This window comes from Aneurinibacillus migulanus (assembly GCF_001274715.1).
Classification (GTDB): Bacteria; Bacillota; Bacilli; order Aneurinibacillales; family Aneurinibacillaceae; genus Aneurinibacillus; species Aneurinibacillus migulanus.
In genome coordinates, this window is record NZ_LGUG01000009.1 from 134732 (window position 1) to 149943 (window position 15212).

A 15212-nucleotide genomic window follows, 5' to 3' on the forward strand; every position below is an offset into this window, starting at 1 on the left:
TCTAGTTATTTCATATATTATAAAATTAGACCATATCTCTCTTCTTGAACTCTTGCAATCCTATCCATGTAATAAGCAAAAATAGCCCACATGCCCCAGCATACATCCAGTCACCTCTCGCAAACTCTTCCTTAGTCGGTCCAAAGTATACCATAACCGGATACGTCCACGGATCATATAACCAGAATTGTTCTGAATTCGCCGCAAAAATCGTGGGAGCAGCCAGAGCGGTCCCTATCGCTAGCGGTACACCAACATGCGAAAAACGGAAGCTTAAGACAAACTGTATTGCTATTACTGGCAGGGTCGCAACAAATGCTAATAAGCCACGTCCCAGGATTAACCCATATGGAACTGTTCCTTCTGCCCCTATCATAATACCGCCTGCTAGCGTACCGATGCTTAGTACTCCTAAATTCAATAGTACAAGCAAACAAGCGATAACCAGCTTCGCTCTATATACTTGCCCGCGTGTTACTGGCAGTGCGAGCAATTGCTTCCATCCGTTCTGACTATGCTCAAGCCGTGCCAGTAATGCTACCATAATAGTAATGACTAGAGGCAATAACAATGCTGGATACATAATAATACATTGCTCATATAAAATCTCCCACTCCGTACGCGCACTACCTGCGAACATCGTATCACGATAGCGCAAAAAATTCGCTATACCTTGTAAAGCCAGAAACAACGGCGCACCTACAGCGACCCACACAATTCCTGAACGACGTAATTTCGCCAACTCAGCCCCAAGCAATCGATTCACCTTATCCCCTCCTATACGATATCCCGTCTTCTGAATTCAAACAGCCCTAGTACCAGCAACACCGGACCTGCAATCAGACCGCTCAACAGCGGACGATTATTCTCCACATCTTCGAACGGCATCGAATACAAAATCGTTGCATGAGGAAAAAAGCTGAAGGCTTCCGACTGGGCGAAGAAAATCACGCATACACTTAGCCCCACGCCAATAGCGATAGGCATCATTACATTTTTAAATCGCGAGCTTAACCAGTGCTGAATACTAATAATGCCGAGCGCACCGACCGCCTGATACAATGCATAACGACTATATAAATCAAAAGCAAACGGTGCAGAAAATCCGATTATCTTACCAGCTACAAAAAGACCTAGCATAAGAAATAAAATTGCAAGATAGGTAAGTAATACGATAAGCAACCATTTGGATACATATACGCTACCACGCGTCACAGGTAGACTCAGCAGATGCTTCCACGCATTCTCGCTGAATTCGCGGTAATGCACAATCGCAGCGATAAGTGTGATACCCATAGGCATAAACATCGCCCACAAATATACCATCTCTCCCAGCATAATGCCCCATGGTCCAAGTTCAGCACTTCTGCTCTTCGTAAGCAAATAATCATAGCGAATCCACACATCAATAAATGCAAGGCCTGCGATGAGCAGTGGGCCACCTATGATAAGCCACCACATAATGCCATTTTTCTGCTTATATACTTCCGTAGCGAAAACATCCAGCCGACTCATACACTTTGTGCCTCCCTTGTCATTTCGAGGAAGATATCCTCCAGCGTTTTTCTTTCCTCGCTAATGTGCGACACATCATATCCGTTAAGAATAAGGCTTCTATTTATCTCTGCTGCCTGGCTTTTATCTGCATCAATATAAAGAGCACCCTCCTTCTTCTCGATACGATATCCGGCATTGAACAGCATGCGTGCAGCTTCGTCCGGTCGGTCTGCCTCCACATATATTTTGGCCCGACTTCGATTCTGAAGCTCCGCCAGTTCCCCTTGAAACAGTAACTTCCCACGATTGATAATTCCCACACGATCAGCGATACGTTCCACTTCCTGAAGAATATGACTGGAAACAAGTACGGTCATATTCATCTGTTCAGGAAGGGTTACGATTAAGTCACGAATCTCGTGGATACCCGCCGGATCTAATCCATTCGTCGGTTCATCGAGAATGAGCATCTCGGGCCTTCCGATGAGTGCCTGCGCGATTCCGAGACGTTGCTTCATACCCAGGGAATATGTCTTTACTTTCTTATTCCGCCACTCCGTTAGACGTACAATCTCCAATGCCTGATCAATATCTTTGCGGTCAGCATCCAGCAGCTTGCGTGTAATTTCCAGGTTTTCGTAACCGGTCAGATGTCCGTAATACGAAGGGGTTTCTACCATCGAGCCGACCTTCCTTGCGATTTCAAGACGATACCGCTCTAATGGCTTGCCAAAGATTCGCACCTCTCCCTTTGTCGGCCGAACCAAACCAAGCAGCATACGAATGGTTGTTGTTTTCCCGGCCCCGTTTGGACCGAGAAATCCATACACTTCACCCTTTTTTACTTGCAGCGAAAGGGCATCAACGGGCTTGAATTCTTTGAATGTCTTTGTTAGATTATTGGTTTCAATTACGAACGCAGTCATCTTTCTTCTCCTTGTCTGTATCGATTTGTTCCCATGGTAACCCTCCTTTCTTAACCCTTCTTTCAGCTTGCCTTAAATCTGGCTTAATTCTAGATAAAATGAAAAAGAAGCAGGCTTATTAACATGCCTGCTTCTCCCCCATAAAATCACAGCTATTGACGTACAATAGATAGCGCTATTTTTTCTAATTCCGCCTGCGGAAGTTTACCCCCTACATAAATTCGGTATGCACTCCCGCTATCTTGCGCAGGAACGATTAGTAAAAGTGCATTACCTTCCTCAGCTCGCCCTTGACCAAACCTCGCGTCATATCCCCCCAGCTTGTATTCTTTTATCTTGCCGTACTCATCTAACATCTCGAAACGCTCTCCATTCTTCATTTCTTCCTGGAGAATTCCTATTCCTGCGTCTCCCTGTTCATAATACATGTTAATGACCGGCTTTTTTTGCTTACTATCCTTAGCTACCACTCCTACCGCACTGCCCAAAGTGTATCCCTCAGGTACGTATGCAGGATGGTGGACCGGGAATGACAATAGCTTTTGTGACTCTTCTATCGTTAAAATATCGATAGATCTATCTTCTGTTGCCATTATCTTGGCTGAATAAGGCTCCATTTCTTTTTCCAATTGGTCATACCGCTTCTTTTCTTCCTCTGTTAATCGGTCCACATTTAGTTTTCCACCTGGCTCAGCCATCTTTGCATGATATTGGGCATTTTCTTTCAGCAATTGTTCCAGCTCCGCATATTCCTTTTCATTCAGTGCCCGCTTGGCTTGCGTTAGTTTTTCTTCTAAATGCATATACTCCGCTCCGTTCCCACCCTGGGATACGAAGTTTTCCTGTGAACCGAAAATACGGTCAGACAGGTAGGAATACCCTGCGAATCCCGCTGTCGGTACTAAAATAACCGCTGCCACGATTCCTGCTAATAACCTTTTTTTCATTCCTGTCCGCTCCTTCTTAAAAGAAATACCATTCATCACCTTATCTTTCATCCCCGCTGTCTTGCTCGCTTTTTCTGTTTCTGTCTTCAAGACCTGACGAATCTGTTTTTCAAAGTCCATGCCTCTCCCCTACCTTCTGTAAGAAATATTCTTCAGCGCTTCGTCCACCCCTTAGCTTCTTTAATGCGGAATGAATTCTCGACTTGACCGTCCCTACCGGGATTTCAAGAATACGGGCGATTTCTTCCTGTGAATATTCATGCAAATATCGCAGAACAATTACCTGTCTGTATTTGTAAGGTAACCTATCAATTTGTTCGATAAGCTCCCTTGAATCTAATTTGTTCGCTACACTGGCCGTAAAGTCTGGCTCCATGTCCTGTGTTTCATACTGCCGGTTCTTCTCCAGCAGGCGGAATAAGCGCCAGGTTTTACGCCGATAATTATTCACCTGCCGTACCGCAATACCGATAACCCAGGAGCGAAATGAACGGCTAAGGTCAAATTTCGGCAGCGACTTATACACTTCGATATAAATCTCCTGAATAACATCTTCAAAACCTGTTTTGTCATTCAGCAAAAATCGGACCGTTCCGCTTATGTCTTGAATTGTACAGTCATACAGCCTACCAAAGGCTTCCTTGTCGCCGGACGCTGCCTGACTGATGATATTCCGTAACTCTTCATCTCTATTTTCTGTCACGCCTCCCCCTCCTCTCTGTTCTGCCTTTACTTGATATTGGTTCGATATGGGCCGAGCGTTCATTTTTTATAGAATATTGATTTTATAGAACAGGGTTCCAAGGTATAATAGATATGAAATATTCACACCGAGAAATGAGGGTAAACGATGACGAACGAGCAAATGAAGATGTTCCAGCAAATGTTTGAAAACGCTCTCCAACTTCCGGAGAAAGAACAGATGGTATTGTTTGAAGCCATGTCCAAAAACGCAAAGGAATTCCTTGAGAACAATAAAGACTTCACTGTAACTCCGGAGATGCTGGAGATGTACAATCGCCTTTCACCGAACATGCAAGAAGTAGTCAAGCAATTCCTCGCTCCGTACATGAATAAGTAATTCTTCCGTACAACACGAAAAAGAACCTCCGGATACATTTTATCTTCCCGGCGGTTCTTTTGCTTTTCTAGGGAACAGGATGCAGATACGCGTTCCTTCCCCAACCTGACTCTTCACTTCAATAGTCCCCTGATGCGCCTCAATAATCTGCTTGGCAATCGCCATACCAAGACCAGATCCCTGATGTCGTTCATTCGTGTTCGTACCTCGATAATATCGTGTGAACAACTTCTCAACTTCCTCTTTCTCAATGCCTCGACCGTTATCTTCCACGATAATTTCCACCGCTGTTTCTCGCTCTGTGACCTGAATCTGCACCCGCGTATCCTGAGAATTATGAATAACTGCATTATAGATAAGATTAGTAAATGCCCGTGTCAGAAATCCGTGATCAAAAACAAGAAACACTTGCTCGCACTTAGGAAGGAACTCTACCTTATGGCTTTCGTATTGTGGATCATTTAGTAAATCGATAATAATCTCGCGCAATGTTTCCACTATGTTGCCTTCCTTTTTATTCAAAGGAAGCAGATGATTTTTCAATTGGTAGGTCAGACGCAGGTCGTCAAGCAGACTCTCCATATACCTTGTCTTATCGACAATAATTTCTGCATACTTTCTCCGTTCATCTACCGTAATATCATATTCCGGATCTGCCAGCACCTCACCGTATCCCTGAATGGAGGCAAGAGGCGTTTTGATATCGTGAGAGAGGTTAGTTACCCATTCATCGCGCATTTTTTCCATTCGTGCACGCTGTACTGCACTTGTCTGAAGTGCATCCGCCAATTGGTTCAGGCTCTGGTATACATCCTTATACAAGCCTTCAGACTGATATTTAACAATATAGCGCCCCTGTGCGAGCAGCTTGATTCCGTTAATGATTTCTACGAGTGGTTTAGTTAGCTTACGTCCAAAGAAATAGCCGATTGTAAGAACCATCAGGAAAGTCAATCCCAGTACGGTCAGGATTCCTTCTTTCCAGAAGTTCATAATTCGAAGCGGACTAAAATCTATCATATATTTTGCGATATGCGACACAGGATACCCGATAATATATGTCCATTTCTCGCTACCCTTGCTTATCCAGCTGACAAACAGGGTAGAGTCCTCAATAGAGCCAGAGTATTTGTAATGATGAACAAGCTCGCCAGGCGTGTAGCGAACAGGCGCACTTTTCGGTCTATGTAACGAATATGCCTCATTCCCGTTTCTATCTAGAATTTGAATCCACGCTTTGCGTTGAATAAGCTCGGCTTGCCCCTCCTTCGTGATACTCGGCTTGCCTTCAACAAATGTAATAAAACGTGCAAAGTCAAGCGTATAGTTTGTATAGGAGAAGAAAGGCGCACTTATCCTTTCTTCTGGATCTTCTGCTCCGGAGAGAAAATAAAAAGCGGCTATCAAGTTAATGGCCGTAAACGCAACCGTCATTAATAAAAGCGGGACAAGGAACAGTCCTGTCATTTTCCACTTCACACGCCCGCGCTCCCATCCCTCAGCTTATACCCGAGTCCCCGTATCGTTAGTACATGCACAGGTGCGGACGGATTATCCTCAAGCTTTTCACGCAGGTGTCGTATATGAACCATAATCGTATTGTCATATCCGAAATATTCCTCTCCCCATACCGCTTCATAGAGCTTGCTTTTGCTAAAGATTTGGTTAGGATGGCGCGCCAGAAACAACAGCAATTGATACTCCTTGGCCGTCAGCGATACCGGTTTGCCTGATTTTCTGACTTCTCCTCTTTTTTCATCAATTTCGATATCACCGAACGAATATACAGGTAACTCGTCTTTCTTCTGGAAATACTGATGGCGACGAAAATATGCTTTCATCCGGTATGCTACTTCCTTCGGGCTGAAAGGCTTGGTAATATAATCGTCACCACCGAGACCTAGGCCGAGAATCTTGTCCGTATCTTCATTCTTCGCCGATAAGAAGAGAATTGGAGCCACCGTCATATCACGTAGAAGCCGGCACACCTCAAAACCGTCCATATCCGGTAACATAATATCAAGCAAGATGATATCCGGCTGTTCGCTGCGGCATAACTCAATACCCTGTCGGCCACTCGAAGCTTTGTATATATGAGTAAACCCTTCTTTTCTTAATACAGTTTCCAATAAATGCAGAATATCCGCTTCATCGTCAACGAGCAGAATCTTCTTGGCGGAAATATCCGGCATCGTTAGCACATTTGTCACCTCAAAACCGCTATCTGCGGTGCTTTTTTTCGCCATTATATCATATACCGGAAATCTCTTTGCTTAAGCTGACCTTAAATCTTCCTTACCTGCTCATTGTATAAATCGCCCACACAAAAAAAACCGTCCTCTTTTTAAGGACGGCCCTTATACCACACGGGAGGAAGCTTGACACAAGACTTTCTCTAATAAATACACTACATACGGATTCCTATAGCCCGCTTGATGTTCAAGCCGATACAGTTGGCTCCAGAGCGAATTGTATGTGCTGCGATACACATCGGGAACACATTCACCAAAACATTGCTGAAGATGCTGAAGGCGCCATCTTGCATACATTCTTTCCGAATCCGTATTCTTCTTATCTCCAACATCAATGCGCTCGATTTGCTCATTCGCTTCTTGCATTAACGCTTCTACCATACTGTGAAAACAAGAAAACTCCTGACTGTCAAACCTGCATATTTCTTCCCCGCTCACTATTTCATTTCCCCTTATCTTATATTAATAAAGGTTGCAATGTTGAAAAACTTATCCACTGTAAATATCAACCAAGCATTAGTATACATGATTTGTCATCAAATTGTCAGAATTAAGTTTTGATTTTTCTATTTTTTCTTTCGACAAAAAAAGCCCATACTCCGCTGTACTCACTTTAGCTTACGGAGCATGGGGAACATATAATTACGCGTGCATGCTTGCCTGCTTCTGCAGGATTTTTTGATATTTGCGACTTACGGAAGATTGGCTAATTCCCAGCACTTTAGCAGCCATCGTCGTCGTCTTATAACGTTCCATTGCCAGAAGTATCAGTTGCTCTTCTACATCTTCAAGTGCTTCCTGCAGCGGAATCAGATTCGTAATAATCGGCTTTACTTTCGTCGAAGCTTTCTTCCACTGAAGAAAACGATTGAGGTGATCAGCCTGGATCAGTTCTTCTTCGGTTGTCACGACCGCGCGTTCAATAATATTCTGCAACTCCCGTACATTCCCCGGCCAAGAATAGACCTCTAGCAAGTTAAGCGCATCCGGACTAAGCTGGATGTCTCGATGATACGTCTCGTTAAGCTTCTGCAGAAAATAATAAGCCAGTACAGGAATATCCTCTGGACGTTCCCGCAACGGTGGAATGTGAATTGGAATCACATTCAAACGGTAGAATAAATCTTCGCGGAAGCTCCCTTCTTCTACCTTTTGTTCAAGATTCTTGTTCGTGGCGGCAACTATTTGCACGTCCACCCGAACTGACTGCGTGCTACCCACTGGAATGACTTCTCGCTCCTGCAATACCCGCAATAGTTTCACCTGCAACGAGAGTGGCATCTCCCCAATTTCATCGAGAAAAAGCACGCCACTGTCCGCCTTCTGGAAATATCCTTCCTTGCCTTTCGGATCCGCTCCCGTGAAGGCGCCTTTTTCATAGCCAAACAGTTCGCTCTCCAGCAAATTCTCTGGAATCGCTCCACAATTAATTTTAAGGAACGGGCGATTTGACCGGACACCTAACTGGTGAATCGCTTTGGCAAACACTTCTTTACCAACGCCTGATTCTCCTGTCAGCAGAACCGTAGAGGAAAAACGGGCAATTTTCTCAATCTCCCGCATGATTCGATCAATTTTTGGACTGCAGTAGACGACACTCCGATTAAGCGTATGCCTGCTCTTCAAGCTTTCAAGTTCCTCTTTATACTGTTGAGACAATTTCTTCATTTCACGCAGTTCACTTTTCAGCTTGGTCGTCTCTGTGATGTCGCGCGAGGCGATGACGATGCGCTCGATTTGCCCTGCTTCATCAAACACAGGATTTCCGACCGCAAGTACCTTCCGGCCGTTGCTTACATCTTGAATTACCGATACTTTTCGCTTTTGTTCCAGCACAAGGCGGGTTACAGATGGCTTGAATATTCCCTTATCCTCTAATTCTAGAAGGTTTTTCCCCACCAAATCCTTCAAATCACCCTGCCTAAAATTAATAACATTGTTATCGCTAAAACGTAGCAGCTCTCCCTTGGGATTAACGACAAGAATTTCATCATAGATGGTAGAAAGAATCGCTTTAAGGTCTGTGTTCAAGTCCTTAACGTAATCAAGCTCCATCGCCATCTCTTCGAGCATAGGCAAGTCCTGGACAACAATGATGACACCCTTCACTTCATGCTCCGGCGTTAAAATCGGGCTATAATCCGCTAGTATCCCCATCTCTGGCCGAAGGTGCAATTGATTGAGAATCGTATCACCTGTTGCGAATACCCGATCAATGTGTTCCGGGCCGAAGATATCTCTGGCTGGATGATTATGCAATTGCTCCTTCTCCCACCGAATCATGCGAAGACCTTCATCGTTGTAATTAACAATGTTGCCTTGTCTATCAACAACAAAAATCCCCATCGGAATGGACGAGAGAATCGTACGAAACAAATCGATATGATGGCCATCCTGACGAAGCAGCTCGATGAGAATATCTTCCCGGCGCAAATATCCGCATACCTCATCTCTTTTATTCCTTACAATAACGACTTCTTCACCCAAAAGCTTAAATACATCAGAAACCGAAACATCCTGATAGATATGATAGGCGAAATGCAACGGGATGAGATGGGATAGCCAAAATTGTCGATCTTGCCCTTCATTTTGCACCTCTCCGGCTAAATCCTGTGCTCGAATATATCCTAATATCTCATCCTTTTTCTTAACGAATAACACAGGCTCTTTTTGCTTGGCTAAGCAATTTTCCACTTCGGCAAATGACATGTCCGTAGAAATCGACAAAATATCACGTACATTGTCTTCGGTAAATACCAACATTATTCTCTTCCTCCTTCCGTGTTAGAAAATTATGCACATTATAATTCCATTATACACAATTGCATACATATAAGAACAAGCAGGGAAACGTTGGTATTCCCCACGCCCCCCTGCTTGTTACTATTCAATATTACATATACACCTATTATTCACTGCCGGTTCGTTGTATATCCTCCTGGATATAAGCTAACACCATACCAGGAATCACCCGGTCGCCATCCATCACCTCACATGAAAGAAAACAACCGTCGATATCTGCTACAATTTCTTCAATGGCTCCCTCATCTGTTCGAATCAGAAACAATGTATCCCATTCATAGAAATAGGAGGAAGCCGGATGGATGACTTGTTCAACCGTCCCGTAATAAGGGCTAATCACCGGGTAATGAATAGACATCGTTCCATCCATCCTATACAAGAACGGATTTATTAACTTCTTTCAATACCTTAGCAAATGTTGCAAATACTTTTTCACATTGCTCTTTTTCAATCGTTAATGGCGGCTCGATGCGGATTGTCTTCGCGTTAATTAACGTTCCGGCAGTCAGAATACCATTATCGAAGAAACCTTTTGCAACCTCGTATCCGATTTCGTCGCTTACGAATTCGATACCGATTAGCAAGCCTTTACCACGAACCTCAAGTACTTTATCGCCATGCTCTGCAGCCGCTTCACGTAATCCGTTCAGCATGTATTCGCCCATCTCTGCAGCACGTTGTGGCAGATTTTCTTCAATCAATACGTTAATGGTTGCAAGTGCAGCCGCACATGCGAGCGGATTTCCGCCGAAAGTAGTTGTATGCAGGAATGGATTGTCGAATAATTTCTCGAATACTTTTTCTGTTGCAACCGTCGCACTTGCTGGCATAACCCCGCCACCAAAAGCTTTTGCAAGTGTGATAATATCCGGTGTTACACCATAATGCTCAGCGCAGAACATTTTACCTGTACGACCCATACCAGTCTGTACTTCATCGAAAATCAGCAATGCGCCGTAATCGTCACACAGTTGACGCAATTTTGCAAGGTAATCGTCCGGAGGAATAATAACCCCGCCTTCCCCTTGAATCGGCTCGACAATAACAGCAGCTACGTCTTCACCAACCAGTTGGCAAGCATGCATTGTTTTCTGCATCATATCAATATCGCCAAAAGCAACATGACGGAATCCGTTTACTAGCGGCATGAATGGTTTACGGAATACGCCTTTTGCTGTACCGGAAAGTGAACCTAAGCTCTTACCATGGAATGCGCGTGTTGTCGCGATGAATGTGCTGCGGCCCTCTTCGCTGTGATAGATTTTCGCCATTTTCAACGCTGCTTCTACCGCCTCAGTACCACTGTTGCCGAAGAAAGAATATTTCAAGTCGCCCGGTGTCAGCATCGCCAGCGTTTTTGCCAGCATAGCACGCAGTGGATCAAGCAAATCTTGGCTGTGCAATGGCTGTCTGTTCATTTGATCTTTTACCGCTTTAATTACTTTCGGGTTGCTGTGACCTACGTTGTAAATCCCGAATCCACCCAGACAGTCGATGTATTCTTTTCCGTTTACATCAACAAAGCAGTTCAGGCCTGCGTCCTTCCACTCTACAGATGCGTATTGACCGCCCTTAGTAACTGACTTACGGTAGTCAAGAAACCCTGCGTTTACGTTCTCACGGAAACCATTAACTGTTTCATTTGTAATCCATTGCGCTTCCTCTTGCGTTACATCTGCTTTTTCAATAATGCCTAATACTTTCTGGGTATATTCGTATACTTCGTTATAGTTTTTCATAGAAGCCTCCATGTTTTGATTTTTTTGCTTATTCTCCGAGCCAGCACAGGCCAGCCCGGAAATAATTAGAGTGATAATCGCCTGCCTGACTATGTTCTAGTTCTTAAACCAGCCAGTCGGTTCAACCTGCAGATTGATATTAATCTGCTTCACTTCTGTGTATTCTTCAAAACCAAAGGTACCGAGTTCACGGCCGATACCGCTTTGCTTATAGCCGCCCCACGGCGCTTCATTGTAAGTCGGATGGTACGCATTAATCCAGGTGATACCTGCACGCAGTTTACGGATGACACGCTGTGCTTTTGCGCCATCTTGTGTAAATACGGCACCCGCCAGTCCATAAACAGTATCATTCGCAAGGTAGATAGCATCCGCTTCATCCTTAAACTTTTGTACAACAAGGACAGGTCCGAAGATTTCTTCCTGCACGATACGCATATTCGGTGTTGTATCAACAAAGATAGTCGGTTCAACAAAGAATCCTTTGCCAAGCTCTCCTTCTGTAATGCGGTTTCCGCCGCAAACAAGAGTAGCGCCATCTTCTTCCTTACCAATTTGAATGTAGCTTAATACTTTTTCCATATGCGCTTCAGAAACAAGTGGACCCATCTCCGTATCTTCTGCTGTTCCAGGTCCTACCTTAATCTGTTTCGCACGCTCGACAAGACGTTCAATGAACTTATCATAGATGCTTTCTTCGAGAAGCAAACGGGAGCCTGCGGAACATACTTGACCCTGGTTGCAGAAAATACCGAACAATGCATAATCGACTGCCGCCTCAAAATCCGCATCGGCAAACACGATATTAGGAGATTTGCCACCAAGCTCAAGAGAGATTTTTTTCAAGTTGCCAGTTGCAGCCTGCATGATGCTACGTCCAGTTGCCGTACCGCCGGTAAAGGCGACTTTATCGATATCAAAGTTCGTGGCAATCTCGTTTCCGACCGTCGCGCCCGCACCTAATACCAGGTTGACAACGCCTTTCGGGAAACCGACTTCTTCAAAGATCTCGAATAGCTTAATCGCATTAACCGGAGTCACTTCGGACGGCTTAAAGATAACCGTGTTACCTGCCGCAAGTGCAGGAGCTAATTTCCAAGCTGACATCAACAACGGATAATTCCAAGGGATAATCTGTCCGACTACTCCGATCGGCTCGCGTACAACCATCGCTTGCATCGGATCGGCTACTTCATATGTTTGACCATGTGGTTTCGTTGCTATTCCCGCATAATAGCGGAAGCAAGCAACCGTATCAGCTACGTCAAATTCGGTTTCACGTAGCGGCTTGCCATTGTCAATAGTTTCCCGATATGCAAATTCTTCCGCTCTTTGCTCCAGCTTGTTCGCTACTTCGAAAAGCAAACGGGCACGCTCACTTGCAGGCGTTTCCATCCAGCCATCTTCGTAAAATGCGCGTTTCGCTGCTGCTACTGCTTTGCGTACGTCTTCTACTGTTCCTTCTGTTGTTACAGCAATGACTTCGCCATTTGCCGGGTTGATTACATTTCGCGTTTCGCCGCTCGCCGATTCTACCCATTGACCGTCGATAAACATCTTCAACACTTGTGTTGCGCTTACGCCTTGTAACGCCGTGCTCGCTGTCGCTTTTGCTTCTGCCATTCCGTAATCCCCCTCACATGAACTTTTATTCAATTTGCTATTTAAACATTGCAATGAACATGCCAACTTTTAAAACAGACAAAGGAAAAGAAGTGAAAACGCTGTTATAACACCTTTTTCACCCTTTGCCTGTTTGTTGGATAACCTTTCTATCGCCTCAATATAATCATGCAATAACGAATAACACTATTCAACAATGCATAAATCTGTTGATTAATATTGTGAAACTGCGGGAGCGAATGCCGGTAGAGCTGTGGTGAAGAAAGCTTTCATCGCTTCAACATCCTGCTCGGCCACTTTCAATCCGCTAACCCAGTACTCTTCATTGTGGAGATCATCGTGGCATAACAACAGTGCTTTACCGCTCTGCAAGCAGGTAACAAAACTTTTGCCCTGGAACAGCTTACTGTAAACGAGTGAGAAATCATATCTGTTCTCCTCTGTAGCCAGGCACACGTAACGAGTCATCGCTTCTTCCATTTCATCAAAAAGGTATTCCATTTTGCATTCCTCCCGTTGGATAGACTTTTGTCTACGGACGGATTAATTAATCAATCCATCCACGCAGACGGCACGCTTCCGCCAATCGGCGAACAGCCACCATATAGGCCGCGGTACGCATGTCTGTTTTATACGATTCCGCCATCTGATATACTTTCTGGAAACTTGCTGCCATTTTTGTTTTCAATCGTTCATCAACTAAATCTTCTTCCCAATAATATCCCTGATTGTTCTGCACCCACTCAAAGTAAGAAACAATCACGCCACCCGAATTGGCCAGTACGTCCGGCACAACCGTAATGCCTCTCTCTTTTAAGACTTTGCCGCCTGCTGTAGTCGTCGGGCCATTGGCCGCTTCCACAACAATGTTACAATTCAGACGTGGTGCGTTCTCTTCCGTAATCTGTCCGCCCAGTGCGGCCGGGATTAGCACGTCACATTCTTTCTCCAGCAATTCCTGATTAGTAATCGTATTTTCGAACAGGTGTGTAACGGCACCGAATGAATCTCTTTTCTCCATTAAGTATGGAACATCAAGGCCATTTTCGTCATAAACGCCGCCCATAACATCCGCGATACCAACCACTTTGGCTCCAGCTTCATATAAATATCTCGCCAGATAGCTTCCAACGTTACCAAAGCCCTGAACAATAACACGCATTTCTTCAAGTTTCATTTGTTTTTTCTCAGCAATGAATTGAAGAATATAGAATAGACCGCGAGACGTTGCTGTTTCCCGTCCTTTGGATCCTCCCAGCGCCAACGGCTTACCGGTGATGAAGCCTGGGGAATCAAATTCGCGGATATGGTCGTATTCATCCAGCATCCAGGCCATAACCTGAGCATTGGTGTACATATCCGGAGCAGGAATGTCTTTAGACGGTCCGACAATTTGACTTACGGCCCGAACATACGCACGGCTTAAGCGCTCCAGCTCACGCATGCTCATTGTCCGAGGATCGCAGATGATGCCGCCCTTTCCGCCGCCATAAGGCAAGTCGGTGATACCACATTTAAGGCTCATCCAGCCGGATAATGCGCTTACTTCATCTGCTGTTACATCTGGATGGAAGCGAATGCCACCTTTCGTCGGTCCCATTGCGTCGTTATGCTGAGCACGGTATCCTTTGAAGATCTTCGTTGTACCGTCATCCATCTTAACGGGAATGTTTACTTCAAGCACACGCATCGGCTCTTTGAGAATTTCATATACCGTTTCCGGATAATGAAGGCGTTTTACAGCTTCACCCAGCACTGATTGAAACGCTTCCAGTTCACTGACACTGACATTTTGTTTTGCACTCTTTTGTACTGCAACTGCTTCCTTCACAACCATTGCACCTCTTTTTTTCACATTTTGTTTCTTTAGAAATTTTATAACCAGCAATAAACGTGCCAACCTAGAAATCGCTTTATTCCAAGGAAAATCTCCTTTTCCTTTTTTATTTTCTATTCATAATTGCATAACCTAGCAATTGTCGCATACTCATTTTCTGCTTTTTCATCCTTTATGCTCAAATGAATAACTTGCAAGCTATACTACTTATCAAAAAAATAAAGCAATCACTTCATAATTGAAATGACTGCTTTATTCATAACTTTACAAGTAGGTAATGCCCTAATAGTTAATCGAAAATTACGACCATTAATATTATCGTCCGTATTGTGTACATTGGTATATATTAACTATGTAAATTTATAGAATCTGAAAATTAAAAACGAAATCGTTTGCGAATTGTTCAGTACCGTTGCGTACCTATGCCTTTTAATTCATAATTGCATAAAAAAAGGAGGAAAAGCATAGAAGGCTAGTGAGACTGCTCCTGTAGCCTGCAAAACTTTTT

Annotated in this window: 15 protein-coding genes; 1 reads left to right on the plus strand and 14 read right to left on the minus strand. The window is 44.3% G+C overall.

Features of this window, described 5'->3' with window-relative positions; genetic code table 11:
• Positions 1-25 precede the first annotated feature (25 nt).
• The 5 genes from AF333_RS27855 to AF333_RS27875 all read right to left on the minus strand — a co-directional run bounded on the left by AF333_RS27855 (position 26) and on the right by AF333_RS27875 (position 4073).
• Entirely contained in the window at positions 26-766 is a 741-nt protein-coding gene (locus AF333_RS27855; RefSeq protein ID WP_052520250.1) for an ABC transporter permease, read from the minus strand.
• Positions 767-777: 11 nt separating this feature from the next.
• Positions 778-1515 carry an ABC transporter permease gene (locus AF333_RS27860; RefSeq protein WP_043064366.1) on the minus strand — a complete coding sequence of 246 codons (738 nt, stop codon included), beginning with the start codon at positions 1513-1515 and terminating at the stop codon, positions 778-780.
• Complete coding sequence (locus AF333_RS27865) at positions 1512-2423, minus strand: ABC transporter ATP-binding protein (RefSeq protein WP_043064367.1); 912 nt, start codon at positions 2421-2423, stop codon at positions 1512-1514. Before AF333_RS27865 ends, AF333_RS27860 begins: the two co-directional genes overlap by 4 nt.
• A gap of 152 nt (positions 2424-2575) precedes the next feature.
• Positions 2576-3490 (minus strand): DUF3600 domain-containing protein, encoded by a 915-nt coding sequence (locus AF333_RS27870; protein WP_043064368.1) that lies wholly within the window; start codon positions 3488-3490, stop codon positions 2576-2578.
• Complete coding sequence (locus AF333_RS27875; protein WP_043064369.1) at positions 3480-4073, minus strand: sigma-70 family RNA polymerase sigma factor; 594 nt, start codon at positions 4071-4073, stop codon at positions 3480-3482. The genes AF333_RS27870 and AF333_RS27875 overlap by 11 nt, the downstream gene beginning before the upstream one ends.
• A 147-nt stretch (positions 4074-4220) precedes the next feature.
• On the opposite strand from AF333_RS27875, the gene AF333_RS27880 reads away from it, so the two are divergent.
• The gene (locus AF333_RS27880) at positions 4221-4451 is read left to right on the plus strand and encodes a hypothetical protein (RefSeq protein ID WP_043064370.1); all 231 of its coding nucleotides are present in this window, start codon (positions 4221-4223) and stop codon (positions 4449-4451) included.
• Between the two features lie 39 nt (positions 4452-4490).
• Here AF333_RS27880 and AF333_RS27885 read toward each other — a convergent pair whose 3' ends face one another.
• The 9 genes from AF333_RS27885 to AF333_RS27925 all read right to left on the minus strand — a co-directional run bounded on the left by AF333_RS27885 (position 4491) and on the right by AF333_RS27925 (position 14704).
• Positions 4491-5930: a sensor histidine kinase gene (locus AF333_RS27885; protein WP_043064371.1), complete on the minus strand. Its 1440-nt coding sequence runs from the start codon at positions 5928-5930 to the stop codon at positions 4491-4493.
• Positions 5927-6643 carry a response regulator transcription factor gene (locus AF333_RS27890; RefSeq protein ID WP_043064426.1) on the minus strand — a complete coding sequence of 239 codons (717 nt, stop codon included), beginning with the start codon at positions 6641-6643 and terminating at the stop codon, positions 5927-5929. Before AF333_RS27890 ends, AF333_RS27885 begins: the two co-directional genes overlap by 4 nt.
• A gap of 165 nt (positions 6644-6808) precedes the next feature.
• Entirely contained in the window at positions 6809-7141 is a 333-nt protein-coding gene (locus tag AF333_RS27895) for a hypothetical protein (RefSeq protein ID WP_235356586.1), read from the minus strand.
• Positions 7142-7345: 204 nt separating this feature from the next.
• Positions 7346-9466, minus strand: coding sequence for a sigma 54-interacting transcriptional regulator (locus AF333_RS27900; protein WP_043064373.1), 2121 nt, complete (start codon positions 9464-9466; stop codon positions 7346-7348).
• A 145-nt stretch (positions 9467-9611) separates the two neighbouring features.
• Positions 9612-9863, minus strand: coding sequence for a hypothetical protein (locus AF333_RS27905; protein WP_139188970.1), 252 nt, complete (start codon positions 9861-9863; stop codon positions 9612-9614).
• Between the two features lie 13 nt (positions 9864-9876).
• Positions 9877-11244 (minus strand): putrescine aminotransferase, encoded by a 1368-nt coding sequence (locus AF333_RS27910; protein ID WP_235355861.1) that lies wholly within the window; start codon positions 11242-11244, stop codon positions 9877-9879.
• Between the two features lie 96 nt (positions 11245-11340).
• The gene (locus tag AF333_RS27915) at positions 11341-12867 is read right to left on the minus strand and encodes an aldehyde dehydrogenase family protein (protein WP_043064375.1); all 1527 of its coding nucleotides are present in this window, start codon (positions 12865-12867) and stop codon (positions 11341-11343) included.
• 213 nt (positions 12868-13080) lie between these two features.
• Positions 13081-13368: an SAV0927 family protein gene (locus tag AF333_RS27920; protein ID WP_043064376.1), complete on the minus strand. Its 288-nt coding sequence runs from the start codon at positions 13366-13368 to the stop codon at positions 13081-13083.
• A gap of 46 nt (positions 13369-13414) precedes the next feature.
• Positions 13415-14704 (minus strand): Glu/Leu/Phe/Val family dehydrogenase, encoded by a 1290-nt coding sequence (locus tag AF333_RS27925; RefSeq protein WP_080787604.1) that lies wholly within the window; start codon positions 14702-14704, stop codon positions 13415-13417.
• Between the last annotated feature and the right edge of the window lie 508 nt (positions 14705-15212).

Bases quoted from the DNA above. Each gene is read 5' to 3' on its own strand.
- AF333_RS27860 (WP_043064366.1), bottom strand. From the start codon at position 1,515: ATGAGTCGGCTGGATGTTTTCGCTACGGAAGTATATAAGCAGAAAAAT.
- AF333_RS27865 (WP_043064367.1), bottom strand. From the start codon at position 2,423: ATGACTGCGTTCGTAATTGAAACCAATAATCTAACAAAGACATTCAAA.
- AF333_RS27870 (WP_043064368.1), bottom strand. From the start codon at position 3,490: ATGGACTTTGAAAAACAGATTCGTCAGGTCTTGAAGACAGAAACAGAA.
- AF333_RS27880 (WP_043064370.1), top strand. From the start codon at position 4,221: ATGACGAACGAGCAAATGAAGATGTTCCAGCAAATGTTTGAAAACGCT.
- AF333_RS27890 (WP_043064426.1), bottom strand. From the start codon at position 6,643: ATGCCGGATATTTCCGCCAAGAAGATTCTGCTCGTTGACGATGAAGCG.
- AF333_RS27900 (WP_043064373.1), bottom strand. From the start codon at position 9,466: ATGTTGGTATTTACCGAAGACAATGTACGTGATATTTTGTCGATTTCT.
- AF333_RS27905 (WP_139188970.1), bottom strand. From the start codon at position 9,863: ATGTCTATTCATTACCCGGTGATTAGCCCTTATTACGGGACGGTTGAA.
- AF333_RS27910 (WP_235355861.1), bottom strand. From the start codon at position 11,244: ATGAAAAACTATAACGAAGTATACGAATATACCCAGAAAGTATTAGGC.
- AF333_RS27915 (WP_043064375.1), bottom strand. From the start codon at position 12,867: ATGGCAGAAGCAAAAGCGACAGCGAGCACGGCGTTACAAGGCGTAAGC.
- AF333_RS27920 (WP_043064376.1), bottom strand. From the start codon at position 13,368: ATGGAATACCTTTTTGATGAAATGGAAGAAGCGATGACTCGTTACGTG.
- AF333_RS27925 (WP_080787604.1), bottom strand. From the start codon at position 14,704: ATGGTTGTGAAGGAAGCAGTTGCAGTACAAAAGAGTGCAAAACAAAAT.